Origin of the sequence: Pantoea sp. R102 (assembly GCF_004916815.1) — a bacterium.
GTDB classification, from domain to species: Bacteria; Pseudomonadota; Gammaproteobacteria; order Enterobacterales; family Enterobacteriaceae; genus Pantoea; species Pantoea dispersa.
Genome location: NZ_SDFT01000290.1, coordinates 1 through 1,743, shown reverse-complemented (window position 1 = coordinate 1,743; position 1,743 = coordinate 1). Strand labels below are relative to the sequence as shown.

Genomic DNA, 1,743 nt, shown 5'->3' with positions numbered 1-1,743 from the left:
GCTCAGCTGCGCGCGCAGGCTGAGATTGAAAACATCCGTCGCCGTGCCGAAATGGACGTGGAAAAAGCGCACAAGTTTGCGCTGGAAAAGTTTGCCAACGAGCTGCTGCCGGTGATTGATAGCCTGGAGCGCGCGCTGGAAGTGGCGGATAAAGAGAACACCGAGCTGGCTTCGATGATTGAAGGCATCGAGCTGACGCTGAAATCACTGCTGGGTGCGGTGCGCAAGTTCGGTGTGGAAGTGGTGGGCGAAACTAATGTGCCGTTCAACCCGGATGTGCATCAGGCGATGTCGATGATGGAGTCTGAAGAAGTGGCGCCAAACCACGTGCTGATGGTGATGCAGCGCGGTTACACCCTCAACGGTCGCCTGCTGCGTCCGGCGATGGTTGCGGTATCAAAAGCCAAAGGCTAAGCCGCTCCCGTGTAACAACGGCCGCTGATGCGGCCGTTTGTGTTTTCAGGGCAGCACCGGCGTCCAGTCAATGGGCGTCTGGCCAGCCTGGCTCAGCAGCGCATTGGCTTTGGAAAAATGCTGACAGCCAAAAAAGCCGCGATGGGCCGAAAGCGGCGAAGGATGCGGTGCTTTCAATACGTGATGACGCTGCGCATCAATAATGCTGCCTTTCTTCTGCGCGTGCGATCCCCACAGCAGGAAAATCACCCCTTCGCGATGGGTGTTGATGGCGCTGATCACATTGTCGGTGAAGGTTTCCCAGCCGAAACGCGCGTGCGAATGCGCTTTGCCAGCTTCCACGGTTAACACCGTATTCAGCAGCAGCACACCCTGTTTCGCCCAGCTTTCAAGAAAGCCGTGCTGCGGACGCTGAAAGCCAGGAATGTCCTGTTCCAGCTCTTTGTACATATTGAGCAGCGACGGCGGAATGGCCACGCCCGGCAGGACCGAGAACGCCAGGCCATGCGCCTGATTCGGGCCGTGGTACGGATCCTGGCCGAGGATCACCACTTTAATATCGCCCAGTTCGGTGAGACGGAACGCGTTGAACACGTCCTTTTGCGGCGGATAGACCGTCACGCCCGCCGCACGCTCTTCGGCTACCGCTTTCAGCGTTTCCACGAAGTAAGGTTTTTCTTTCTCTTCAGCCAGCACATCGTGCCAGGTCAGCTTCTCAGCCATCATTGACTCCCTGCAAATTGATGCCTTTAGCTTAGCGTGTCCGGCGGGGCAGCAGAAGGGTAAAAATAAGTTGAACAATTACAGAAAAAGTTAATGATGAAAATTATTATAAATCAATTTATTAGAGTGGGGGCAAAAATTCTGGCCGGACGAAATTGATACAGGTCAAAACGAGCCGGTCAGCGCGGTGATATACCAGAGCATCACATAACCCGAAGAACCGCGCTGTGCTCCTGCCGCAGCGCTAAGCCCTGGAGGCCTCTATGATTACCGGTATTCAAATTACTCAGGCACAAAATCCGCAGCTGCTGAACTCGTTCTGGCTGCTGGACAATGAGAAAGCCGAAGCCCGCTGCCTGTGCGCAAAAGGCGATTTCACGGAAGATCAGGTTGTTGCAGTCAGCGACCTTGGCGAGATTGCTTACCGTGAAATTCCACTGGAGCAGAAACCACAGGTGCGCGTTGAAGGCGGTCAGCACCTCAACGTTAACGTGCTGCGCCGTGAAACGCTGGAAGATGCGGTGAAGCATCCGGAAAAATATCCGCAGCTGACCATTCGCGTGTCGGGCTATGCGGTGCGCTTTAACGCGCTGACGCCAGAACAGC

Annotated in this window: 3 protein-coding genes; 2 read left to right on the top strand and 1 reads right to left on the bottom strand. The window is 55.4% G+C overall.

Annotated elements, in window-relative coordinates:
- The coding region (grpE, locus tag ERD80_RS21920; RefSeq protein ID WP_136548543.1) for a nucleotide exchange factor GrpE at nt 1-414 on the top strand (414 nt) is incomplete at its 5' end.
- A 45-nt stretch (nt 415-459) separates the two neighbouring features.
- On the opposite strand, the gene ung is transcribed toward grpE, so the two are convergent.
- Nucleotides 460-1,137, bottom strand: coding sequence for a uracil-DNA glycosylase (gene ung, locus ERD80_RS21915; RefSeq protein WP_058775636.1), 678 nt, complete (start codon nt 1,135-1,137; stop codon nt 460-462).
- 263 nt (nt 1,138-1,400) lie between these two features.
- Between ung and grcA the strand changes: the two genes are divergently transcribed.
- A partial coding sequence (gene grcA, locus ERD80_RS21910; protein ID WP_136548541.1) for an autonomous glycyl radical cofactor GrcA occupies nt 1,401-1,743 on the top strand: 343 nt, incomplete at its 3' end.

What these genes read in the sequence shown, in the direction of transcription:
- ung (WP_058775636.1), bottom strand. Translation starts at nt 1,137, where the DNA reads ATGGCTGAGAAGCTGACCTGGCACGATGTGCTGGCTGAAGAGAAAGAA.